The organism is Bacillus sp. SRL543, assembly GCF_984799205.1.
The window spans coordinates 1,755,022-1,778,145 of record NZ_OZ481794.1 but is presented as its reverse complement, the minus strand read 5'-3'; the positions used below and the strand labels follow the sequence as shown (position 1 = coordinate 1,778,145).

The window sequence follows — 23,124 nt, the reverse complement described above, 5'->3', positions numbered from 1 at the left end:
TTTCCTCTATTTCGAAAGCTCAATCAATAGGTCTCCAGTCTGGATGGCTTCCCCATTTGCAACATGGATATCACCGACCGTACCGGAGTAAGGGGCCTGGACAGTCGTTTCCATCTTCATCGCTTCTGTGATCATCAGATGGTCGCCCTTTTCCACTTTTTCCCCTTTTTCAACAATCACCTTAATGACTGTACCTGGCATGGATGCTGCAATATGGCTCTCATTTTTTGGATCAGCTTTCTGCTTTGCAGATGCAGCAATTTTGATGCTTTCATCCTTGATCGATACCTCGCGCGGCTGTCCGTTTAATTCAAAGTACACAGTCCTGGTGCCGTCCGCCTGGGGCTGGCCAATGGAAACAAGCTTCACAATCAGTGTTTTGCCAGTTTCGATTTCGACCTCTATTTCTTCTCCCAGCCTCAAGCCGTATAAATAGGTCGGCGTATCCAGCACAGAAACATCGCCAAACTGTTCGACAGTGCTGCAGTATTCCATGAATACTTTCGGATAGAGCGCATAGGCAATCGCTTCAAAGCTTGTAACCGGCCTTCCAAGCTCGTGGAAAAGCTTTTCTTTGAGCTTATCGAAATCCACGTCCTCCAAAAGCTCCCCAGGCCTCACGGTAATCGGTTCTTTACCCTTCAATATGACCTCCTGAAGCTCTTTCGGGAAGCCGCCATACGGCTGGCCGAGGGAACCTTCAAACAGCTCCACTACAGAATCAGGGAAGTCGAGCGAGTGCCCGCGCGTAATGACATCCTCTTCTGTCAATTCATTTTGGACCATATACAAAGCCATATCGCCGACAACCTTTGAAGACGGAGTGACTTTTATAATATCTCCGAACATATGGTTGACCCGGGTATACATTTCTTTAACCAGGTCCCACTTTTCGCCGAGGCCTACCCCTTTTGCCTGCTGCTGCAGGTTGCTGTATTGCCCCCCGGGCATCTCATGCTTATATATCTCAGTATGGGGAGACTTCATTCCGGACTCAAAATCGTGGTAATATTTCCGGACATCCTCCCAATAGTGGGACAGCTGCTCTAAAGCTTCAACATTCACATCAGGCTGGCGCTCCTCCCCTGAAAGGGCATAATACAGGGAGCTGGCGCTTGGCTGTGATGTCAGGCCGGCCATCGTGCTTAAAGCCACATCCACAATATCAACTCCGGCCTCAATAGCCTTGCTATAGGTCATTATGCCGTTGCCGCTCGTATCGTGCATGTGAAGATGGATTGGGATATCAACGGTTTCTTTCAGCTCGGAAATCAGTTCATATGCTGATTTAGGCTTTAGCAGTCCTGCCATATCCTTGATTGCCAGAATATGGGCTCCCTGGTTTTCAAGCTCCCTCGCCATTGATTTATAATATTCCAGATTATACTTGGTCCTTGTGCTGTCTGAAATATCGCCGGTGTAGCAGATGGCTGCTTCTGCTATTTTCCCGGTATCACGCACAGCCTCTATCGCCACTTCCATCCCTTTGACCCAGTTCAGGCTGTCGAAAATACGGAAAACGTCGATTCCCGCATAAGCAGACTTTTGAACAAACTCCCTGATCACATTATCAGGATAGTTTTTATAGCCTACAGCATTGGAAGCCCTCAAAAGCATCTGGAAAAGGACATTCGGCATTTTTTCCCTCAGCTTGAGAAGCCTTTCCCAAGGATCTTCTTTTAAGAACCGGTATGCAACATCAAAGGTTGCCCCTCCCCACATTTCATATGAGAACATTTCCGGCAGAAGCTTTGCCGTCGGCTCTGCGATATGCTCGATATCAGTCGTACGCACGCGCGTGGCCAGCAGGGACTGGTGGGCATCACGGAAAGTAGTGTCAGTCAGAAGGACCTTTTCCTGGCCCTTGATCCACTTTACAAGCCCTTCTGGGCCCTGGCTGTCCAGGATCTGCTTCGTCCCGTCCTGGTACTGCTGGTTATAGCGGAGCTTCGGGACCCTAGGCTTTTCGAAGACAGGACGCTTCTTTTTCTCCACTCCAGGGAAGCCGTTCACCGTCACATTGCCAATATAGGTGAGCATCTTTGTGCCCCTGTCTTTTCTAACAGGAAATAAGAAAAGCTCAGGCGATTTGTCGATGAATGATGTATCATATTCCCCGGTAATGAATTTCTCATGCTTCACGACATTTTCAAGGAACGGGATATTTGTTTTGATTCCGCGGATCCTGAATTCCTGCAGGTTCCTGACCATTTTGGATGCAGCCTGCTCAAAGGTAAGAGCCCAAGTAGACAGTTTGACCAGAAGGGAATCATAATAAGGGGTTATGACAGCACCCTGGAAGCCATTGCCGGCGTCAAGCCTTACTCCGAAACCGCCTCCGGACCGGTAAGTCATGAGTTTTCCTGTATCCGGCATAAAATTATTTAAAGGATCTTCGGTAGTAACACGGGACTGAATCGCAAAGCCATTTATCTTGATATTCTCCTGTAAAGGGATCCCTACCTCCCGGCTGTGAAGCTCGAATCCTTGCGCGACAAGAATCTGCGTCTGTACAATATCCACTCCTGTCACCATTTCAGTGATTGTGTGCTCAACCTGCACGCGCGGATTTACCTCAATGAAGAAAAATTCGTCTCCCGAAGTCAAGAATTCCACTGTTCCCGCGTTGACATAGTCGACATTCTTCATCAGCCTTACAGCTGCTCCGCAAATTCTCTCACGCATATCCTCCGAGATCGAGACGCAAGGAGCAACCTCGACCACTTTTTGGTGGCGCCGCTGCACTGAACAGTCTCTTTCAAACAGGTGGATGATATTCCCGCTTCTGTCGCCTATAATCTGAACCTCGATATGCTTAGGGTTCTCGATGAATTTTTCTACATAAACTTCATCGTTTCCAAAAGCAGCTTTTGCTTCAGATTTTGCCCTGTCATAAGCTTCTTTTACATCATCAAGGCTTCTGACGATCCTCATCCCTCTGCCGCCGCCGCCGAGAGAGGCTTTGATGATAATCGGGAAGCCATGGTCCTTACCGAACAATATGACTTCTTCCAAACTTTTCACTGGCCCGTTGCTGCCCGGAATGACTGGTATTTCTGCACGCACTGCCTGGTCTTTCGCCTTGACCTTGTCTCCAAACATATCCAGATGCCCGGATGTAGGACCGATAAAAACGATGCCTTCTTCTTCACATCTTTTGGCGAATTCAATATTTTCTGACAAAAAACCGTAGCCGGGATGTATCGCATCTACATTTCTTGCCTTGGCAATCCCGATGATCCCCTCTATATCCAGATAAGCATCAATCGGCTTTTTGCCTTCTCCTACAAGATACGCTTCATCCGCTTTGTAGCGGTGATAGGATCCTGAATCTTCCTTTGAGTAAACCGCCACTGTCCGGATATTCAGCTCGGTGCAGGCCCGGAAGACCCGGATTGCGATTTCCCCTCTATTGGCTACCAGTACTTTTTTAATTTGTCTGCTCACAAATTCCACCCCATCTATTGTCTTTTTAGATGCCCTTCCGGAAACTGCAGAAAGGCCTGGCTAATTTGTATTGCTATATGTAAAGACTTCGGCCGCTTGCGGCAGTGGTTTTGCGGCAAAGCGGCCAAAGCCTGCAGCCCTGATATAAGTGCCCGCAGCTTTAAAGCGTTCCTGCATTAAGCTGGAATGTGTAAAAAAACACAGGGAAAACACGTCCCCTGCGCTTATTTTTTATAAAAATAGGCTCCCCCGGAAACTTTCTGGTTTTGTTCAGCATGTTTTTCGCTGGCTCTATCTTTATATTTAGATTCATAGTTTACAAACATTGATACGTTTACAAGGATCCCCATTGAAATTGACAGCTGGAGAAGTGAAGACCCTCCATAGCTGACAAATGGAAGCGGAACACCTGTTAAAGGTATGATGCCCGAGATCCCTCCCAGGTTGATGAAAGACTGGATGCCAATCATTCCCGCAATGCCGATGGCGAGCAGGCTCCCAAAAGGGTCCTTGCATTTCATTCCTATGTACAGGCCCCTCAGAACGATATACCCAAGTGCAAGCAAAACGAAACAAACGCCGAATGCCCCCAGCTCCTCTGCTATGACAGCCATGATGAAATCTGTGTGCGGTTCCGGCAGATAGCCCAGCTTCTGCACGCTCTGCCCGAGACCAAGTCCTTTTAAACCTCCTGCACCAAGAGCGAGGAAGGAATTGACGAGGTGGTAACCATTATCCTGCGCATCCGCAAAAGGATCCTGAAGAACCTGGATCCTGGCCATTTGCACATCAGAGAAGAGCTTGTCATTCATAATCAAGATAAATGGAAGTGCAATGATAAAGGCAATCAGGCATAGCTTTAATATGTTTTTATAGCTCATTCCGGAACTCAGGATGATGGTTGCAGATATCAGAAATATGATTGCCGCTGTCCCAAAATCCGGCTGTACCGCCACAAGCATGCAGACCAGGATCAAATATACCAGAGGTGGGACGACACCTTTGTTGAACTGGTCAATATAGCTCTGTTTCTTTGCATACACAGCCGATAAATAAATAATAACAAAAATCTTTACAAATTCTGAAGGCTGGAGACTCAATGGCCCCAGTTTGAACCAGCTTTGTGCATTACCTGCCACATGGCCGAATATAAACAGTGCGCCAAGGCCGATCAGAGAACCGAAAACCATCGGAACAAGGATCTTATTGCTGATCAGCGCCTTATAAGGAAACACCGCTGTAAAAACAAATACCAAAGCTGCTCCCATTAAATAGATTTTCTGTCTTTGATAGAAGTGGTCGCTTTCGAACCCGTATCTTTGGACGGCCGTTACCATGCTTGCACTGTAAATCATGATCAGCCCGAATAATGCCAGCATTACGACGACAGCAATCAATGTGTAATCGTATGATTTTAATATTTTTTTGAACATCCGACCTCTTCCTCATCTTCTGCGTTGTATTACCTATTCTACTATAGAAAGGAGATTCCTGCATTGAAGTAAAGAAAAGTTAATTTTAATGTAACATATTAATTCGTCAAATATAACAATTATGTCATACTAATTAAAAATATGTGTGCTTCCTTCTCTTTACCAATGCATGTACAAAAAAACTCAAACCTTTGTGTAAATGAAAGTTTGAGTTTTTTACATTTATTTTCTTAATGAAGCTTCATGCAGGATGGAAAGTTCTTTTTCAAGCTCTCCCAGGATGGCTTTGCCTGTCTTTTCCTCAATGAGCCCGAGCCGGACGGCAAAATCTATTTCACGGGATAAACCGAACATCTGCGTATCAAGCACTTCCTCATACAGAGGGCACTGGGGCATTGTCAGATTATCCATCTGCACTTTAATAAGCTTTAATATTTTATCAGCGTCCGCCTTAAGCAAGGCGTTGGCTTTTTCTTGATGATCGACTATCAGTTCTGACGCCAACATGGATCCCCCCGTTTCCGAGCGATTATCTATCTATAAATTTTATACTTAAGAAGGCAAAAATGCAAGACATATAAGGGGAAAGCTGCGCATGCGGAGATAAATGCCATCACCCCCGCCGAGAGGGGCTTCTGTTTGAGGTTCCCACAGTTTCTTTCACAGACAAAAATAGGTATAATTTAAGAAGGTACATACAGGAGGTAGCTAGCTATGGACAATATCATATTGATAAAAGGAAAAGTAAAATTTGAGATCACGCTGGATCCCGGTGTATGGATTTTTGATGACCGAAGGGTGGACCTGACGGAATTCTTTCATGCTGATGCCATCAAAAAGGATGAGCTCGAAGAGTATACGAAATCGGTCTCAAAGCATTGGGACAGGGAAATCATGGAGGGTGCTGTCCATCCTCCGACACTGAAAACCGAAAAGAAATTCGAGAAGGAAAAAGTGCTGAACGGGACATTCGGCATTCCTTTAAAGCCTTTTCTTGAAAATGCCGAACCTGAGGTAGATGCATCTTCCTTTGTCATCTCTGCCGGCGATGGCGAGGTGGAAATGCCGCTGGAAACCGCCAGGGATCTGATTCTTGGCTACTCTGTGAAAGGCAAGCCGCTGAAAGAGGACGGACCTGTTCACGTCTATTATGGAGACGGAAGCAATAAGGACAATCCTATAAAGCACATAAAGCAATTCATCGTCCGCTGAATATAAAGCAGGAGGGGGAGCCGGTATGCTCCGCCCTCTTTAATTATGGGCATATGCTTAATATTCTGCTGTGTTAAGGGAATTGTTTTCATGCGGCTCCGCTATTCTTTTTTTAAATTCAATGGCCGCGGTTCTTCTGGGTTGACCACTATTTCTCCTGATCCCCCACATGATGGCTCCAGTTCGACTGGCCGGTACCTCTATTTTCTTTTCCTGATACAGCGGCTTAAGTCTCCCTTTTAGGGAGCCCTAAACTGATACCCAGCAAATTAAAGACCATTCTGCTGCTATGCATTGTTTAAGTTTGTCTTGCCCGAGATATGCCCCTTACAATAGATCTGCCGCCAGTTGGGCCAGGCCGGATCTTTCCCCTTTAATGAGTTTTGCATGGCCTGAGATCTTTTGGTCCTTGAATCTTTCCACCACATAAGTAAGTCCATTATTGAAGGCATCAAGATAGGGGTGATCGATCTGTTCCGGATCTCCCATCAGGACAATCTTGCTTCCCTCTCCAACCCGTGTAAGAATGGTCTTTACTTCATGCTTGGTCAGGTTTTGGGCTTCATCAATGATGATATACTGATCCGGGACGCTTCTTCCCCTGATATATGTGAGCGCTTCGACTTCAATGGACCCCATCCCGGCAAGGATGGCATCAAGCTCGCCCGGCTTCTTGGCATTGAAAAGATATTCCAAGTTATCGTAGATCGGCTGCATCCACGGCCTTAATTTCTCCTCTTTCTCCCCTGGAAGATAGCCGATATCCTTGCCTACAGGAACAATGGGCCTCGCCACCAGCAGCTTTTTATATTCCCCAAAATCCTCGGTCTGCATCAGGCCTGCTGCAAGCGCGAGCAGCGTCTTTCCAGTTCCCGCTTTCCCAACCAGCGTCACCAGCGGCACATCTTTGCGGAGAAGGAGTTCAGCGGCCATCGTCTGCTGGACGTTGCGCGGGCGGATCCCCCAGATATGATCTCCGTCAAACACAAGCTTCCTGGCTTTTTTCCCTGCCTGGTCTACTATGCCTATGGCAGAAGAAGATGAGCCAAGGGCATCTTTCATGATGATGAACTGGTTGGGGTAAAAAGGATGATTGGCAATATCAGCAAGCGGGACCTCTCCTTTTTCATAAAATCTGCCCAGGAGATCGACGCTTACATAGACCTCAAGAAACCCCGTATAAATATGGTCATTTTCAACCACCCTGTCACTCAGGAAGTCCTCTGTCTGAAGCCCGATTGCATCCGCCTTCACCCTCACTAAAGCATCTTTGCTGACAAGTATGACCGGGCGGCCGTTTTCCTTAGTATCTTCTTCCAGTGAGAGATTCCTTGCGACTGCTAGGATCCGGTTGTCATTTGTTTTTTCAATGAATATTTCCTGCAGTTCATGAAAGGACCGGTGATTCAGCTCAATTCTAAGCCCCCCGCCATTTTCAAGCTGTATCCTTTCATGCAGCTTGCCGGTTTCCCTCAGGCTGTCGATCAGCCTTGAAACCTGCCTTGCATTTCTTCCGACCTCGTCCATATACCGTTTCTTAGAGTCAACCTCTTCAAGGACAACTGCCGGGATAACTACTTCATTGTCTTCAAAGGAAAAGATAGAATGCGGGTCCTGCAGCAGGACATTGGTATCCAATACGTATATTTTCGTCAATCTGATGCCTCCTGCTCCTTGTAGGTCAAAATGAATGTTCCTTCATAAGGCTTATATTTCGCTGTCTGCGGCCTGTCTTCTGCCTGGCTTGAAGAAGCAATCATAAGCTTTAAGAAACAAGCCTTGGTAAACTATATGTTTTCCTGCATAAAGTTAGACGATTTTTTGCAGAATAATCCTTACTAAGAACTTTCCGGGCATGTGGCTCTGCAGGACCTGGAAACCACCTGGAAAAAGAATCAATGGAGGTGCTTATATTGAAAAAATGGCTTGGATATATAGCCGCTGTTTCAATGCTGGCAGGCTGTGCAGCAAACAGCCAATCAGCAGATGACAGCAGCCGGAATCTGGTGAATGTAAAAAACAGCACCATAACGAATGACAGCAGGGGATCGGAGCAGGAAATCTCAAGGCATCTTGTTGATCTGGCGACAAGGGTGCCAAATGTCAAAGATGCGGCCGCTGTGGTTTTCGCCGGTTATGCCATTGTAGGAATTGATGTAGATAAAGACATAGACAGATCTGAAGTGGGTTCTATTAAATATTCTGTAACAGAAAGCCTGCGCAATGACCCTCATGGTGCAAGGGCGCTTGTCGTAGCAGACCCGGACTTGAATGCCAGGATCAGGGAAGTAGGCCAGGATATACAAAACGGCCGTCCGATCCAGGGGATACTGAACGAACTGGCAGATATTACGGGAAGGATCATGCCGGAAATCCCTGGGGATATCACAGACCCTCAGCCAAAGACTCCGACCGAGGAGCCAAAGAATAAACTTAATGCAGACGAACGTTCTGAGCTTGAAGATAAGCAGCAAAAGCAATCTAATTATCATAAAAATTAAAATGTATTCTCTGCACAAAAAAAAGCTTAGTCCGGCGACTAAGCTTTTTTCATGGCTTCCATTACCTGCTGATCGAGCCTCTCTGCTGCTTTTTTGTCATAGGTTTTGTCATATTTGGGATCAGCTGTCATCTTAGATCCGTAAAACATAACATCCCTTACTTCTTTGATCTTCAATTCTGCAAGTGCCAGCTTGAGGGGTACAGCTTCCAATCTCTCCAGCTTCACTGCCGCTTCTCCCTGGATGGAGTAAGTAGATTCGTTGGCAATGATATTGATGACAGCGTGTTTGTTTTTCTTGATATTTTCAATGATCCTGGATCTGCTGTCAATAGCAAAGCGAATCGTTTCTTCATCCTTTGCCAGGACCCATGATATAGCATTTACATTCGGGCCGCCTGTTTCATGGTCGACTGTTGCGAGAGTAACAAACCGCTCCTGCTGAAGCTCGTCGAATAAGGGCTTGAGCAGCCTCGGCTCCACTTGATTTGCCATTACTTTCCCCTCCTCATAGTCCTATAATAGTATGACTTCCCCCAACTTTCAAGAACCCCTTCTCTTATAGGGAAGAGTGCAGCGTAAACTACATTCGAAACTCTTGCCAAACTGTACTATAATATAGATAAGCACCATGCCTTAACAGGCTGCCATTGGAGAGGATAACGATCCGCCACTCCAGCCGGCCGCTAAGGCCCAGCGTTACATCTTTTAATAATAATCCTTCAACTACTAAATAAATCGGGGTGTCGTCATGAGAGTTAAATGTGTGCTTTGCGATAAAATAGAATCCATTGAAAATGAATCTTTTCAGGCAAAACGCCTGCGGAACCGCCCAATCCACACGTATATGTGCAAGCCGTGCGAAGAAAGAATAACAGAAAAAACCAACCAAAGGGCTGCCACAGGCAATTTCAAGCTTTACCGGAGCCGCACGGAAGAAGAGGAATGGTAAAAACCGCTCTTGCCTCCGGGGCAGGAGCAGGCATTATATTGGGGTTATTCCTGAAAGCTGCTGAAAAACTGACCGGCATGAAGGTGTATGTGCTGCTTCTAAATATCGACTTTATTCCCGTGCTTGGAAATTTCCCCTGGAACGAAGCATCTGAATTCTTTTTCCATCTCCTATTTTCGCTTCTGTTAAGCTTCAGCCTGCTGTTTATTTTGCAGTCCGGGGAAAGCCCGACACTGCGGAGATGCTTAAAATGGTCGCTTGCCATCACTTTCCCTGCCCTCCTGCTCTATTTCCCGCTCTCCCTTCTGGCAGAGCAGCAGGTACCGCCTCCGGCTGATATGAAGGCTTTCAGCGTGTGGACTGCGGGCCATATCCTGTACAGCATTGCTCTTGCCGGCTTTTCCTGGCTCGGAATAAGAAAAACCCGCTTGCCCTGATGGGAAAGCGGGTTTTTTTTATAGGCAGTGTTAAGCATTACTGTTGATTTCAGGTTCATTTTAGCTGTACTCGAAAGAATCTAAAATTAACATAGAACAATAACAGAGCCTTCTTATACAGGAAAGTTCGGATATTTCTCCGGCTCTTCATTGATTTGGTCCAGCATGACATCGATCAGCTCAGACGGAAAACGGAAGCTTTTTCTTTCAGCTTTATCCGTAAAATAGACAGTGTAAAAATCTGCTTCCTTTACAGCTTCAATTCCTGAAAGCTTCAAGTCCTCAGTCAGAATCGCTTTGAACATTTCTTCCGTATCTGCAGCTGCAGTATCCTCCGGCCGCGCGTCACACACAACCTTGATCGTAAGCCAATTATAGATTGAATCCTGCGTAGATTTCATCATAATGACCCGCCTTCCCGGCTGCTAGATGCCTGCTTCCTGTTTTTTCTGCTGATGCAGCCTGATTTTATAAATGATCAGGATAAGGGCGGCAACCACAAGCCCCTCCCCGATTGGGAGAAAGACTCCCAAAAAGGTAAGGACCGTACAGCCCAGGACCAAAAACAAATAGATCAAAGCTGACTTTGCCAGCGGGAGCTTTTTGGCGAAACCGAGCTTGAATACGAGTACACATAAAAGAATGATGGTTATATAGAGCAGCCACATACCCGACTCGGGATTCTCGTCCACTTTATATAACGCAGCGAAAAAAGACAGGCGTTCAGCAACATTCATATTGCTCTCCTCCTTATAAAGCCTTAGTTCGTTTCAGCGTATTTCTTCTTTTTAGCGATCCGTTCACGTTCGTTCTTATCCAGGATTTTCTTGCGCAGGCGGATGGACTCCGGAGTCACTTCGCAATATTCATCATCATTCAGGTACTCAAGCGCTTCTTCGAGCGTCATGATGCGCGGCTTCTTCATTGTAGCCGTCTGGTCTTTGTTGGCAGAGCGGATATTGGTAGCCTGTTTTACTTTCGTGATATTGACAGTGATGTCATTCTCACGTGTGTGCTCTCCAACAATCATGCCTTCATAGATTTCTGTTCCGGCTTCCAGGAAGATGATCCCTCTGTCTTCAACCTGCATGATGCCGTAAGTGGACGCTTTTCCGCTTTCCATGGAAACGAGCACACCCTGGCGCCTTCCGCCGACCTGCCCCTGTGCCATTGGCTGGTAGCTGTCAAATGAATGGTTGATGATTCCATATCCGCGGGTAAGCGTCAGGAATTCAGTTGTATAGCCGATCAGTCCGCGTGCTGGAACGTTAAAGATCAGACGGACCTGGCCGCTGCCGTTATTGATCATATCAAGCATTTCGCCTTTACGGGCACCGATCGATTCCATGATAGAACCAGTATGCTCTTCAGGAACATCGATCTGAACGCGCTCAACAGGCTCGCATCTGACGCCATCGATTACTTTTACAATGACCTCAGGCTTTGATACTTGCAGCTCATAGCCTTCACGCCTCATATTTTCAATCAGGATGGAAAGGTGAAGCTCACCGCGTCCTGAAACGACCCACGCATCCGGTGAATCTGTGTTCTCAACGCGAAGGCTGACATCCGTTTGAAGCTGGGCGCGAAGCCTTTCTTCAATTTTGCGTGATGTCACGAATTTACCTTCTCTTCCTGCAAATGGACTGTTATTGACAAGGAATGTCATCTGCAGTGTAGGCTCGTCGATGCGGAGGACAGGAAGGGCTTCCTGATGCTCCACAGGTGTAACGGTTTCGCCAACATTGATATCTTCCATTCCGGAAACGGCGATCAGGTCCCCTGCCTTCGCTTCCTGGATTTCCTGGCGCTTCAGTCCGAAGAAGCCAAATATTTTGCTTACACGGAATTGTTTTACGCTTCCGTCAAGCTTCATGAGTGCGACCTGCTGGCCGACCTGCATGGTTCCGCGGAATACACGGCCAATCCCGATTCTTCCTACATAGTCGTTATAGTCAAGAAGGGCAACCTGGAATTGCAGATGGTCTTCACTGTTATCCACTGGTGCAGGGATATGGTCAACAATCGCTTCATAAAGGGACTGCATGTTTTCATCCTGTTTTTCAGGATCAGTGCTTGCTGTTCCATTAATGGCAGATGCATAAATGACAGGGAATTCAAGCTGTTCTTCATTGGCATCAAGCTCGATGAACAGATCAATGACTTCATCGATGACTTCTGCAGGACGTGCAAAGTCACGGTCGATTTTGTTGACAACAACGATTGGCGTCAGGTTCTGTTCAAGAGCTTTTTTCAATACAAAGCGCGTCTGCGGCATACAGCCTTCATAGGCGTCGACAACAAGCAGAACACCGTCAACCATTTTCATGATACGCTCAACCTCGCCGCCAAAGTCAGCGTGGCCCGGTGTATCGAGGATATTGATCCTTGTATCTTTGTACTGGACGGCTGTATTTTTAGCCAGGATGGTAATTCCGCGCTCTCTTTCAAGGTCATTGGAATCCATCGCACGTTCTTCCACATGTTCATTAGTCCGGAAAGTTCCTGACTGTTTCAGCAGCTGGTCAACAAGTGTCGTTTTCCCGTGGTCAACGTGGGCAATTATCGCGATATTGCGAAGATCTTCTCTAATTTTCAAAAAAATTCACTCCTAGCTATATTCTAAGCTAATTTATTTTAAAGCTTTATAAACAATCACAACTAAAACATTATACCATAATGGCAGTGGTAAACTAAAAGTTTTTTGTGTAAAATATATTTTAAAGTTAAGAACACATATATACACTATACCTAAAGACTGTCCTTCATATACATTTTCAATGCTTTAGGCATGGGCCTGCATATGATCTGGGCTGTATCTTCGGGTGCCTGGTTCCGGTTAAACTTTGGGAGGTGGATATTTTTGAAAAGCATTAAATGGCCTTTATTATTTTTTGCCGTGGCAGCAGCAGCCTGCATTATGGGGGTAGGCATATCAATTGCCGAGAAAAGCGTGCCCGGTGCCGTTGCGTGTATTGCAGCCCTTGTACTTGTTATGGGCTTCGGATTCAAAACAAAGAAGAAAATGCGAGAAAACGGATTATTATAGTGTTAATAATAGCGAAAAGAAGCCGGCCCCTTATGGACCGGCTTCTTTTCAGCTTGCTTCTGTTCCTGGCTGGAGAGGCTTCAGGAAAAGGAGGTACTCTTTGCCTTCTTCGTCTTTTTCGTATTTATATTGCTCAAAGCCGCTCTTTGAAAGAAACTCCATCCACCCGTATTCACTTGCAGGAAGAGCGGCAAATACCGCTTTATTTTCTGCAGCCAATTCTTCCCCGAGAGCTGAGAGGATCCCGCGGCCAAGGCCTGTCCTCCTTCTTTCCGGGTCTATGAGGACAGTTCCGATCCAGGGCTTCTGGTTAGAAGGGGCCTTTGGCACGTGGAAAGAGACACCGGCCCTTTCTCCGTCCTTCTCCCATACCCTCCATTCACCCTCAACTCCCGAATAATCCTCTATATATTCCTGAACGTCTTTTTTCTTTGCTTCATGCACCAGCCAATTGCCGGAGTGGTCAGCCAGATATTGAAAATAAGCTAAGTCTCCCTCTGAAAGGCCTCTTGAGGCTAACTTACCAGTGCCCATCCTGCAGGTAGTCCTTGAGGATTTTTTCGTGCAGGCCCGGTTTGCTAATGAAAACAGAGCTCTGCTCTAACAGGTTCAAATCTTCCCCTTTCAGGGTAGTCGCCTTGCCTCCCAATTCAGTTATAAGGACATTCCCTCCAGCAAAGTCCCATGGGGCCAGCCTCAGCGAAATATAGGCATCAATGCGGCCGGTAGCAACATAGGCCATTTCAATGGCGGCCGAACCATAGGAACGGGTTCCTCTGACGTCCCTGACAAGCGGAGCGAGAAGGCTGGGGTCAATCCGTTTGTTTTCAGTGACCCACGTGGCATTCAATCCAATGATCGCATCCTGGACGCTTGTTTCTTTAAGCCTTGGTATTTCCACATCATCCAAATACGCACCTTTTCCCCGGAAAGCATGATAAAGTTCATCATGGACAACATCATAAATAAGGCCGATTTTTCCGATCCCATCTTCATAAATCCCGATTGAAATGGCAAAATTCCTTTGCTGGTGGACAAAATTCATTGTCCCATCAATTGGATCGATGATCCAGACTGTCCCATCCATATCCTCTATTTTGTCGCCAAAGCCTTCTTCGCCAAAAATGCGGTGTCCAGGATAGGTTTCGTTGATTTTTCTGATAAAAAACTGCTCGGTCGCCTGGTCGATATCTGTTACAAGGTCGTTGCGGTTGGATTTCGTTTCAATAGTGAGCGTTTTATCGAAAGAGTCCTTGATCCGCTTCCCCGCTTCTTTTACCCATTTCTTTGCTTTTTCATCAATTTGATCCCAGTTCGTCATTTCTTTTTCCTCCGTAAAGGCCGGGCTCCAGCTGCCAACCCCTGGGGGACTCGGCCGTAATTAATGATAAGATTATCGGAAATGCAGGAACTTCTCAAGCATAGCGTCCCCCCTCATCAACTATTAAGCAATATCATCTTTTTTCCCTTCCGGAAAAATAATAAACGGACTCCATCTGTGTTCCGGGAGCCCGCTTTTATTTTCTATAGATGTTTTCAGTTGACCATTCTGACATTTTTTCTCCTTTTAATGAACCTTTTTTATATAATTGCATAAAACAGTGATAGTGAGATTCTGTATCCTTTACAGCGCTTTCAGCCTTACTAGCTCCTCCCGTATCCTTTCGAGCTTTTGCTTGGATTGTTTTTTCACAGCCTCATTGCTATCGCCCATTGCTTCGAAAAGCGTCGCCAATTCATAATCCATTTCTAGTCTCAGTACGGCTGTCCTTTCCTTTTCACCTGCTTTTTTCTTTACAGTATTCATCAATTGTTTCATGAATCTTGCACCCCTTCCAATTTTGGTTGAATTTTCAGATTTCTTAACATTATATTATGAGGGCTTCAAAGCAGTTGCAACAAAATTGTGCTGATACCCATTTGTAAAGAAGCTGGCAGAAGCTGTTCATTTCCTCTTTTTCCGCCGCTGTGCTACAATGTTGCCAAATTCAGCAGGGAGGTTATACATATGTCGTTCAGCGGCTTTGCTCATGCAGACTTCGATGTGTTTAAAATAGATGGTTTAGACAATAGGATGGATAGCTTAAAAGAGAATATCCGTCCAAAACTCGAGGAGCTGGGCAGCTATTTCGCACCCGGCTTATCCGCCCTTACAGGCGATGAAATTCATCCCCATGTTGCCAAGCATGCAAGAAGGACCATCAACCCGCCAAATGATACCTGGGTTGCCTTTGCGGCCAATCCAAGGGGATATAAAATGCTCCCGCACTTCCAGATCGGATTGTGGGAAAGCCATGTGTTCATTTGGTTTGCAACCATTTACGAAGCACCCAACAAAGGGGAATTCGGTGCCGCTTTAAAGAAAAATTTAAGCCAAATCTACAGCAGCATCCCCGGCAGTTATGTATGGTCAGGAGATCACACAAAGCCTGGCGCCGTTTCTCACAGTTCCCTGGACAAGGAAGAACTTGAGGGAATGTTCGACCGCCTGGAAAACGTTAAAAAGGCGGAAATCCTTTGCGGTGTCAACATACCGCGTGAAGAAGCCGTCAAGCTTAGCGCTGAGGAATTCCTGCAGAAAGCTGATTCTGTATTTAAAAATCTATTACCCCTATACAAAATGGCATAAACACAGGGCCAGCAGCCCATTAACCCAAAAAGAACCTGCATCAGGCCGATGCAGGTTCTTTTTCTTATTTCATTTTTACCCTGTCTCCGGCTTTTGCCTCTTTGGCAGCTTTGACAGAACGGTATGGCGAATACCCGCTTGTATCTTCAAATTCGCTGCAGACTGTCTTTTCCTGTGCCTTGCCTGGTACAATTTCTTTAAAGCGGCGGTAGGATTCCATAAGGATCTCCCTGTCGACCCCTTTTTCATAAGCGGCTTCAACACTCTCAAAGAACTTTATCACGTCTACAATTTCTTCTGTCGACCAGTCCGGGTCGATTGGATACTGATATTCCAAAGATGTTCACTCCTCTTCAAGCTTCTTAGCTGATTTTAACCAGACAAAGAAAATTTTGCAATTCACGGCCTATTCTGCCCATGAGCGGCGGATATCTTCCGCTTCTTCAATGATCCTGCCTATGAGCTTTCCCGCTGAAGGAATATCCCTGATCAAGCCCATCACCTGCCCCGCCCAGGCAAAACCTTCGTTTTCTGAGCCCTCATGAATATAGCGCTTGTTTGCCAGTCCGCTTATGTAATCCTTCAGATCTTCATAACTGCCATTGTTCTTTTCAATTTCCAATATTTTTTCCGCCCATGTATTGGCTATGACCCTCGCCGGTGCTCCAAGCGATCGTTTAATGACGAGTGTATCGTTTTCAGATCCCCCGACCAGCCTTTCTTTATACAGCTTTGAAGCATGCACACACTCTTCAGTAGCCACGAATCTTGTGCCCATTTCAATTCCTTCCGCACCCAGGCTCAGGGCGGCCATCAAGCCCCTTCCGTCGCCGATCCCGCCAGAGGCGATCACAGGAATCGACACAGCATCCGCAACCTGGGGAACGAGCACCATCGTCCCGGTATCTGTCCTGCCAAGATGCCCTCCCCCCTCCTGGCCGACAACCATTACTGCATCCGCGCCAAGTTCCTCTGCTTTAACAGCCTGCCTTCTTGCCGCCACAAGCACAAGTTTCCTGACATCCGTCCCCTTCAGCATCTCAAAAATCGGAGCCGGATTCCCGCCCGTCATGGAAATGACCGGTACCCCCTCCTGAAGCGCTGCTTCCAGGAACTCCTCGAATGGCCTGCCGTGCTGCCCGATGGCAAAATTGACGCCGAAAGGCTTTTCCGTCATTTTCTTAACTTTTCTGATCTCCTTCTTGAGCTCCTCCGGCGAAGGCAGCGACATGGCCGTTATCTGGCCCAGGCCGCCTGCATTGGAAACCGCACCGGCAAGCTCGGAATACGCAAGATGGGCGAGGCCTCCCTGGATGATCGGGTACTGTATATCCAATAATTCCGTTACTCTAGTCTGCCATCTCATCTTCGTCTCTCCTTTTCCTTCTGGATTCTACTGCATATACTTCTGGACAGCTGATGAAAATACCTTTTTTAACAGCCAGGAAACTGGAGACCGGCTGTTTGGGCGGCCGGCGAATAGTCAGCAGGATTTCATCGAATGCTACAGAAAAGGCAGATGTTCAGCTGCTCTGCAAATTTGCCTGCTAATGCCGGCTAGAATCACTTTGCATCCATATGCTTTAATGCTATAATTCATTTGTTTTATAAGTATATTAACGACATTGATTAAAGAGGTGTGGGAATAGTTGCTACAATCTGAAACACCGTTATTCAGCGGTTTACTGGCACATGCAAAAAAGAACCCTATTCAATTTCATATACCCGGCCATAAAAAAGGGGCGGGAATTGACCCTGAGTTCCGTGAATTTATCGGGGATAATGCCCTGTCCATTGATTTGATTAACATCGGTCCCCTTGATGATCTCCACCAGCCAAAAGGAATCATCAAGCAGGCGCAGGACCTGGCTGCAGAAGCATTTGGTGCAGACCATACATTCTTTTCAGTACAGGGAACCAGCGGAGCGATCATGACGATGGTTATGGCAGTCTGCGGACCTGGGGATAAAATCATCGTTCCAAGAAACGTTCATAAATCTGTTATGTCGGCTATAGTTTTCTCAGGTGCCACCCCTATTTTCATCCACCCGGAGGTTGATGAAAAGCTGGGAATATCGCATGGAATCACCACAGATTCGGTGGAAAAGGCACTTAGCCAGCATCCGGACGCTAAAGGTGTACTGGTCATCAACCCTACTTATTTCGGGATATCTGCAAACCTGAAGGAAATTGTTGAAATCGCCCATTCCTATGAAGTGCCGGTCCTTGTAGATGAGGCGCATGGCGTCCATATTCATTTTCATGAAGACCTGCCGATGTCAGCCATGCAGGCAGGCGCCGATATGGCAGCAACCAGTGTCCATAAATTAGGCGGATCGATGACACAAAGTTCGATTCTTAATGTTAAAGGGACTCTCGTTTCCCCTAAGCGTGTCCAATCGATTTTAAGCATGCTGACAACGACTTCTACCTCTTATCTGCTGCTTGCTTCTCTTGATGTTGCAAGAAGAAGGCTCGCGACAGAAGGAAAAGAGCTGATTGAGCGGACAATAGACCTGGCCCAGTATATGAGGAAAGAAATCAATGAGATTGACCGCCTCTACTGTGTCGGTAATGAAATCCTTGAAACCAAGGCAGCTTATGACTATGATCCGACGAAACTGATCATCTCTGTTAAGGAATTGAATGTAACAGGATATGATGTAGAAAAATGGCTCCGCGAGAAGTATAATATTGAGGTCGAGCTATCCGATTTATATAACATCCTCTGCATCATTACTCCAGGAGATACCAGACAAGAGGCTGATGCCCTGCTTGCGGCGCTCAGGGAATTATCTGCAGGCGGCCTTCAAGAAACCGAACGCAAGGATGCAAAGGTCATGCTGCCTAATATTCCGGTTCTCTCATTGACGCCCCGGGATGCATTTTATGCAGAAACTGAGCTAGTCCCTTTTGACGAATCTGAAGGACGCATCATTGCAGAATTCATCATGGTCTACCCTCCTGGAATCCCGATCTTCATTCCAGGGGAGATCATCACAAAAGATAATCTCATCTATATTAAAACAAATATGGAGGCAGGACTGCCTGTCCAGGGACCAGAGGACTATGACTTCAAATTCCTGCGAGTTATAAAAGAGCATAAAGCGATCAGATAAGAATATTGAATATTGAACAAAAGCGCAAGCACCTTGATCACCCTAAAGGAACGCAGACTAAGAACGCCACGTCCTATGGCAACGTCTGCATGACCAGCTTCCTGGGGCCTCAAGACGAACCTCCCGGAAAGGCGTTCCTTGCCTTTTTGGGAGGTTTGGCTTGTGACCTCGGCGCAGCTGCTGGACGTGGATCAAGACTTGATAATAATCCACAAGATTTACACATTATAATTTCCTAAACAGTAAAAAAGAAAGCATGCATATTTTGCATGCTTTCTTCTATAAAATCATTCTTAATACTGATTCTAATTGCTTTTCTCTTTTGGTCCGCCTTTTCTGCAATTGCATTTCGCATACAGAACCGTTACCTTTTCATCTTCAAAGTGATCGATTGTTGAATTGCAATCCTGACATACAATTGTGCCCATCTGTTCAATCCCCTTTTCGCTGAATTTGGTTTTTGAAAGCGCTTTATTATCTTTGAATTAATAATAATATAACATTATTAAAATATCAAGCCTAAATTGTATGACACATTTCGCGGAATACTGCTTGTTTTTCATCCTGGTTTCCAGGCGGTATGTATTTTCGGCTGCTCAGTATGTCAATAAGGTTGCAGCATTCCCAGAAAATGTTACAATAAAATCGAAATATTCTGCTTTTTAAAAGGGGGATTCTTCATGTCAAGCAGTGCGTACATAAAACTGGTTAAAACATCAAGCCAGGAAACGATTACACTCCGGGAGGTAAAAGATTTACTGCAATACTATAAGTCTATAACAGAAAAAACCGGCGATCAGGTTGATTGGGGATACAGCAGGGCAGCCTTTCCTTACGAAATAAAGGAACATGCACAAGGAGACGGGAAATGGTTCTGGCTGAAATCTCTGGATGACCGTTATAATACGATACTGATAGGTGTAGGAACAGAAACTATACAAGATCCTGACAGTACAGACCGGATCCAGTCCTATATACAGCTTACCCTGCCTGAAAACGCAGCAATGGGCGACAAAAGCAAAGCGAATGAATTCTGCAGATTTTTAGCTAAGAAACTCCAGGCTGAACTCCAGCTGTTCAACGGCAGAATTATGTACTTTAACGGGCGAAAATAATAAGGTATGATAATATAGATTCGTTGAATTAAGTTTTCAGGTATTAAGGAGTTGTCAGATTGAAGAAAAGAGTGCTGATCATCATAGTAGTCAGTCTGGCTTTTACTTTCATGTCCCCTTTCATCTTTGATGCGAGACTGGAAGATAAGCCGGATTCATTAACACAGAATCTTCTATTCGGAGGCCCTTTCCCTTTTGCCGAACAGACCAGCTATCTGCCTGAGCAGGAGGATGCATATCCGGTGGTTATACAATTTGAATCCCCGCTGGAAAAAGAAACGAATTATAAGCTTACGCCCCTCGTGTTGACAGAGCTGAGCTATTTTCTGTTCTTTTTCGCAGTCACTACTATAATAGCCAGATTATTCAAAGGGAATGTAAGAAGATAAGAAGAAGAGCGGCAATCATATGCCGCTCTTTCTCTGATTTATAAAGCTGTTTGGATTCTGTCCGGATCCACAATTTCATACCCTTTTGCCTGCAGGCCCTTTACAATCCCTTCCAATGCACCATTTGTCCAATCCCTGTCATGCATCAGCAGGTTGGCACCGTCGGTCAGATAAGGGGAATTGACCATAATGTCTGTCAAAGACTCTTTGTTCTGATAGTCTTTTTCCCAATCATATCCATAGGTCCAGTTCATCAGCTCCATGCCTTCCGCTGCAGCAGCCTCCCTGCTCGCATCGGTATTAATCCCAAATGGAGCCCTGAAAAACCGCGGCTTTTCTCCAATGATTTCCTCTATGCGTTTATTTAATTTCAGCACCTCTTCTTTTTGCTGTGCCGGGGAAATTTCCTTTAAATTACTATGGCTGTATGTATGGTTACCGATTGGAAAGCCAAGATTATGTATCTCCTTCAATTTCTGCTCTTCCTCCGGGGTATCCAGAAAATGCCCGTTAACAAAGAATATAGCGTTCACGCCCAGCCCGTGCAAAGTTTTGGCCATCTCTACGGCATGTTTATCAGGTGCATCGTCAATAGTAAGAAGTACAATCTTTTTGTTCGCATCAGCCAGCGGCTCAATGGTCCAGTTATTTTCATTGATGCGGTATAATGGCTCTTTTTCCTCAGTTTCAGCAGGCTGTTCTTCCTGAGAGCCGGCCTTCTCTAAATCTGCACCGCTTGCCTCCTCACTTTCAACAGCTTCTTCCGCATCGCTGCTACCCTGGTCTTGGGCCGTTTCCACGGTATTTTTAGGTTCTTCTCCCTTATCTTCGGCTGCTTCCCCGCCTGCGCTGCACGCAGAAAGCAAAAAAACAGACAGTACCATGGCGGCAGTTTTTTTATTCATCATTACCCCTCCAATAAGCATTATGCTTTTTATTATACTTATAAAATGTTATTATTTAAAATGGTTTGCAACTGGTAGAGAAAATCGAAATAATAACTCCCCCTTTTTATCCGTAAGTATTTTTATCTGCTGTTTTCCCTAAACCACTGTTTCCACACTATACTATTTTCTAAACATAAAAATGCTGCACCTGCCGCTGAATATGGCTGGGGACGCATATATGTACGAATGAATTGGAGGGATTGGATGAAGAAACTGACACCAGTTTTTTGGGTATCAGTTATCGTAACTGTATTATTTATTATCTGGGGGCTTATTCCAAAAAGGATATTGCCGAATGCAAATTTAGACGTTGTAACACAAAATGTTCAAGGTTTCATCCTTGAAAAGTTCGGCTGGTTTTATATGCTGTCAGCCTCAATCTTTTTGATTTTTGCGATTGTACTTATTTTCACAAAGTATGGAAACATTCGTTTAGGGAAAGATAATGAGCAGCCCGAATTCGGTTATTTAACCTGGTTTGCGATGCTGTTCAGTGCAGGAATGGGGATAGGCCTTGTATTCTGGGGAGCTGCAGAGCCTATGTATCATTATTTCGATCCGCCATTCGGCGACGGAGAAACGCCGGACTCAGCCAGAACAGCCATGAGATACTCTTTTTTCCACTGGGGACTCCATCCTTGGGCCATCTATGCAGTGATTGCCCTCGCTTTGGCTTACTTTCAGTTCAGGAAAGGGGCTCCAGGTGTAATCAGCTCCATTCTTCGGCCGATCTTTGGGGATAAAGTCGACGGAATGCTTGGTGTCCTGATCAATTTCATCGCAGTATTTGCAACAGTCTTCGGTGTAGCTACCTCGCTGGGACTTGGCGCCATCCAGATAAGCGGCGGCCTCTCACACGTCTTCAGCGGCATCAGCAACGGCATCGGGACACAGATGATCATTATAGCTGTCGTCACGGTTTTATTTATGCTATCGGCCCAGACAGGCCTTAATAAAGGCATTAAATACTTGAGTAATCTTAATATCATTCTGGCCATTCTTCTGCTTTTATTCATGCTGTTTGTCGGCCCGACCAATTTTATTATGGATCTATTCACCACCACAATTGGTTCTTACTTGCAGAACCTGCCTTCTATGAGCTTCAGGCTCAGCCCGTTTGACCAGGAACTGACATGGTTCCAGGATTGGACCATTTTCTATTGGGCATGGTGGATTGCTTGGGCTCCATTTGTCGGAACTTTCATCGCCCGGATTTCAAAGGGCAGGACCATCAGGGAGTTTGTCATCGGTGTCCTCGCTGTACCAACATTATTCGGTGCGTTATGGTTCTCAGTATTCGGCGGGACCGGTATTTTTCTCGAGTTCTTTGAAAATACGCCAATCATGGATACGATGAACGAGAACGGCATGGAGATAGCTTTATTCGCTGTCTTTGAAAACTTCCCGTTATCCATAGTGCTGTCTTTGCTTGCCATCTTCCTTATCAGCACCTTTTTCATCACTTCAGCGGACTCGGCAACCTTTGTCCTCGGCATGCAAACGACGAATGGAAGCTTGAACCCGCCAAATAAGGTTAAATTTGTTTGGGGTATCATCCAGTCTGCATCTGCAGCAATACTGCTGTGGACAGGCGGCCTTGAAGCTCTGCAGCGGGCGTCCATTATAGCCGCCCTGCCATTTACAATCATCATGCTCCTGATTGTAGTATCACTGATGAAGGCCTTAAAAGAAGAAAACGTCAGCGGCACAAAAGCAAAACAGCAAAAATCTGTTTGATATAAAAGCTTCGGGATGATAGATCCCGAAGCTTTTTTTGGTATTTTATATAGTTTTATTCCCCTGCATTGTACTCACCTGGCTGCCATCGACTTCTGCTATATCCCTTCAGATGATTCCTCTCTTGCTTTTAATGGACCGGAGGCGGAATGTCTGCA

At 45.9% G+C, this 23,124-nt stretch carries 26 protein-coding genes; 11 read left to right on the top strand and 15 right to left on the bottom strand.

The features are described 5' to 3' along the window. Nucleotides 1-6: 6 nt before the first annotated feature. The 3 genes from pyc to AC4E8B_RS09025 form a co-directional block, all read right to left on the bottom strand. Nucleotides 7-3,447 (bottom strand): pyruvate carboxylase, encoded by a 3,441-nt coding sequence (pyc, locus tag AC4E8B_RS09035; RefSeq protein WP_490218341.1) that lies wholly within the window; start codon nt 3,445-3,447, stop codon nt 7-9. A gap of 224 nt (nt 3,448-3,671) precedes the next feature. Beyond that, complete coding sequence (locus AC4E8B_RS09030; RefSeq protein ID WP_490218339.1) at nt 3,672-4,880, bottom strand: FtsW/RodA/SpoVE family cell cycle protein; 1,209 nt, start codon at nt 4,878-4,880, stop codon at nt 3,672-3,674. 222 nt (nt 4,881-5,102) lie between these two features. Next, a complete protein-coding gene (locus AC4E8B_RS09025; protein WP_094768883.1) occupies nt 5,103-5,384 on the bottom strand; it encodes an Fpa/YlaN family protein in 282 nt (93 codons plus the stop codon). Nucleotides 5,385-5,594: 210 nt separating this feature from the next. Between AC4E8B_RS09025 and AC4E8B_RS09020 the strand changes: the two genes are divergently transcribed. Further along, nucleotides 5,595-6,092: a peptidyl-prolyl cis-trans isomerase gene (locus AC4E8B_RS09020; protein ID WP_490218337.1), complete on the top strand. Its 498-nt coding sequence runs from the start codon at nt 5,595-5,597 to the stop codon at nt 6,090-6,092. A gap of 327 nt (nt 6,093-6,419) precedes the next feature. Here AC4E8B_RS09020 and AC4E8B_RS09015 read toward each other — a convergent pair whose 3' ends face one another. Beyond that, nucleotides 6,420-7,748, bottom strand: coding sequence for a PhoH family protein (locus AC4E8B_RS09015; protein ID WP_490218336.1), 1,329 nt, complete (start codon nt 7,746-7,748; stop codon nt 6,420-6,422). Between the two features lie 257 nt (nt 7,749-8,005). Here AC4E8B_RS09015 and AC4E8B_RS09010 point away from each other — a divergent pair, with 257 nt between their 5' ends. Continuing rightward, complete coding sequence (locus tag AC4E8B_RS09010; protein WP_490218334.1) at nt 8,006-8,593, top strand: YhcN/YlaJ family sporulation lipoprotein; 588 nt, start codon at nt 8,006-8,008, stop codon at nt 8,591-8,593. Nucleotides 8,594-8,631: 38 nt separating this feature from the next. Here AC4E8B_RS09010 and AC4E8B_RS09005 read toward each other — a convergent pair whose 3' ends face one another. Continuing rightward, nucleotides 8,632-9,087 (bottom strand): pyridoxamine 5'-phosphate oxidase family protein, encoded by a 456-nt coding sequence (locus tag AC4E8B_RS09005; protein ID WP_490218332.1) that lies wholly within the window; start codon nt 9,085-9,087, stop codon nt 8,632-8,634. A gap of 256 nt (nt 9,088-9,343) precedes the next feature. On the opposite strand from AC4E8B_RS09005, the gene AC4E8B_RS09000 reads away from it, so the two are divergent. Next, complete coding sequence (locus AC4E8B_RS09000) at nt 9,344-9,544, top strand: YlaI family protein (protein ID WP_009791115.1); 201 nt, start codon at nt 9,344-9,346, stop codon at nt 9,542-9,544. After that, nucleotides 9,538-9,981: a hypothetical protein gene (locus AC4E8B_RS08995; RefSeq protein ID WP_490218330.1), complete on the top strand. Its 444-nt coding sequence runs from the start codon at nt 9,538-9,540 to the stop codon at nt 9,979-9,981. Before AC4E8B_RS09000 ends, AC4E8B_RS08995 begins: the two co-directional genes overlap by 7 nt. A gap of 113 nt (nt 9,982-10,094) precedes the next feature. Here AC4E8B_RS08995 and AC4E8B_RS08990 read toward each other — a convergent pair whose 3' ends face one another. Genes AC4E8B_RS08990 through typA form a run of 3 tightly spaced genes read right to left on the bottom strand, consistent with a single transcriptional unit; the run spans nt 10,095 to nt 12,580 of the window. Beyond that, entirely contained in the window at nt 10,095-10,382 is a 288-nt protein-coding gene (locus tag AC4E8B_RS08990) for a hypothetical protein (protein WP_490219586.1), read from the bottom strand. 24 nt (nt 10,383-10,406) lie between these two features. Then, on the bottom strand, nt 10,407-10,718 hold the full coding sequence (locus tag AC4E8B_RS08985) for a YlaH-like family protein (RefSeq protein ID WP_490218329.1): 312 nt from the start codon (nt 10,716-10,718) through the stop codon (nt 10,407-10,409). Nucleotides 10,719-10,741: 23 nt separating this feature from the next. Continuing rightward, nucleotides 10,742-12,580, bottom strand: a complete 1,839-nt coding sequence (gene typA, locus AC4E8B_RS08980; RefSeq protein ID WP_490218327.1) for a translational GTPase TypA — start codon at nt 12,578-12,580, stop codon at nt 10,742-10,744. A gap of 264 nt (nt 12,581-12,844) precedes the next feature. Here typA and AC4E8B_RS08975 point away from each other — a divergent pair, with 264 nt between their 5' ends. Beyond that, a complete protein-coding gene (locus AC4E8B_RS08975; protein ID WP_490218325.1) occupies nt 12,845-13,030 on the top strand; it encodes a YlaF family protein in 186 nt (61 codons plus the stop codon). Nucleotides 13,031-13,078: 48 nt separating this feature from the next. Here AC4E8B_RS08975 and AC4E8B_RS08970 read toward each other — a convergent pair whose 3' ends face one another. The 3 genes from AC4E8B_RS08970 to AC4E8B_RS08960 form a co-directional block, all read right to left on the bottom strand. Beyond that, entirely contained in the window at nt 13,079-13,564 is a 486-nt protein-coding gene (locus tag AC4E8B_RS08970; RefSeq protein WP_490218323.1) for a GNAT family N-acetyltransferase, read from the bottom strand. Continuing rightward, on the bottom strand, nt 13,551-14,351 hold the full coding sequence (locus AC4E8B_RS08965; protein WP_490218321.1) for an inositol monophosphatase family protein: 801 nt from the start codon (nt 14,349-14,351) through the stop codon (nt 13,551-13,553). Before AC4E8B_RS08965 ends, AC4E8B_RS08970 begins: the two co-directional genes overlap by 14 nt. A 303-nt stretch (nt 14,352-14,654) precedes the next feature. Continuing rightward, the gene (locus AC4E8B_RS08960) at nt 14,655-14,849 is read right to left on the bottom strand and encodes a hypothetical protein (protein WP_490218320.1); all 195 of its coding nucleotides are present in this window, start codon (nt 14,847-14,849) and stop codon (nt 14,655-14,657) included. A gap of 189 nt (nt 14,850-15,038) precedes the next feature. Here AC4E8B_RS08960 and AC4E8B_RS08955 point away from each other — a divergent pair, with 189 nt between their 5' ends. Continuing rightward, complete coding sequence (locus AC4E8B_RS08955; RefSeq protein WP_490218318.1) at nt 15,039-15,659, top strand: YktB family protein; 621 nt, start codon at nt 15,039-15,041, stop codon at nt 15,657-15,659. Nucleotides 15,660-15,723: 64 nt separating this feature from the next. On the opposite strand, the gene AC4E8B_RS08950 is transcribed toward AC4E8B_RS08955, so the two are convergent. Then, nucleotides 15,724-15,996 carry a UPF0223 family protein gene (locus tag AC4E8B_RS08950; protein WP_490218317.1) on the bottom strand — a complete coding sequence of 91 codons (273 nt, stop codon included), beginning with the start codon at nt 15,994-15,996 and terminating at the stop codon, nt 15,724-15,726. Between the two features lie 69 nt (nt 15,997-16,065). Next, nucleotides 16,066-17,025: an NAD(P)H-dependent flavin oxidoreductase gene (locus AC4E8B_RS08945; protein WP_490218315.1), complete on the bottom strand. Its 960-nt coding sequence runs from the start codon at nt 17,023-17,025 to the stop codon at nt 16,066-16,068. A 283-nt stretch (nt 17,026-17,308) separates the two neighbouring features. Here AC4E8B_RS08945 and AC4E8B_RS08940 point away from each other — a divergent pair, with 283 nt between their 5' ends. Further along, complete coding sequence (locus AC4E8B_RS08940; protein WP_490218313.1) at nt 17,309-18,778, top strand: aminotransferase class I/II-fold pyridoxal phosphate-dependent enzyme; 1,470 nt, start codon at nt 17,309-17,311, stop codon at nt 18,776-18,778. A 5-nt stretch (nt 18,779-18,783) separates the two neighbouring features. After that, complete coding sequence (locus tag AC4E8B_RS08935) at nt 18,784-19,017, top strand: hypothetical protein (protein ID WP_490218312.1); 234 nt, start codon at nt 18,784-18,786, stop codon at nt 19,015-19,017. Between the two features lie 66 nt (nt 19,018-19,083). On the opposite strand, the gene AC4E8B_RS08930 is transcribed toward AC4E8B_RS08935, so the two are convergent. Further along, entirely contained in the window at nt 19,084-19,206 is a 123-nt protein-coding gene (locus tag AC4E8B_RS08930; protein ID WP_490218310.1) for a GapA-binding peptide SR1P, read from the bottom strand. Nucleotides 19,207-19,458: 252 nt separating this feature from the next. Between AC4E8B_RS08930 and AC4E8B_RS08925 the strand changes: the two genes are divergently transcribed. Together AC4E8B_RS08925 and AC4E8B_RS08920 are read left to right on the top strand one after the other, a co-directional pair. Continuing rightward, nucleotides 19,459-19,893 carry a DUF1885 family protein gene (locus tag AC4E8B_RS08925; RefSeq protein WP_490218308.1) on the top strand — a complete coding sequence of 145 codons (435 nt, stop codon included), beginning with the start codon at nt 19,459-19,461 and terminating at the stop codon, nt 19,891-19,893. A 59-nt stretch (nt 19,894-19,952) separates the two neighbouring features. Then, nucleotides 19,953-20,282, top strand: a complete 330-nt coding sequence (locus tag AC4E8B_RS08920) for a hypothetical protein (RefSeq protein WP_490218306.1) — start codon at nt 19,953-19,955, stop codon at nt 20,280-20,282. 38 nt (nt 20,283-20,320) lie between these two features. Here the strand turns inward: AC4E8B_RS08920 and AC4E8B_RS08915 are convergent, their stop codons facing one another. After that, on the bottom strand, nt 20,321-21,190 hold the full coding sequence (locus AC4E8B_RS08915; protein WP_490218304.1) for a polysaccharide deacetylase family protein: 870 nt from the start codon (nt 21,188-21,190) through the stop codon (nt 20,321-20,323). Between the two features lie 243 nt (nt 21,191-21,433). On the opposite strand from AC4E8B_RS08915, the gene AC4E8B_RS08910 reads away from it, so the two are divergent. After that, nucleotides 21,434-22,966, top strand: a complete 1,533-nt coding sequence (locus AC4E8B_RS08910; protein ID WP_490218303.1) for a glycine betaine uptake BCCT transporter — start codon at nt 21,434-21,436, stop codon at nt 22,964-22,966. The last annotated feature ends 158 nt before the right edge of the window (nt 22,967-23,124 follow it).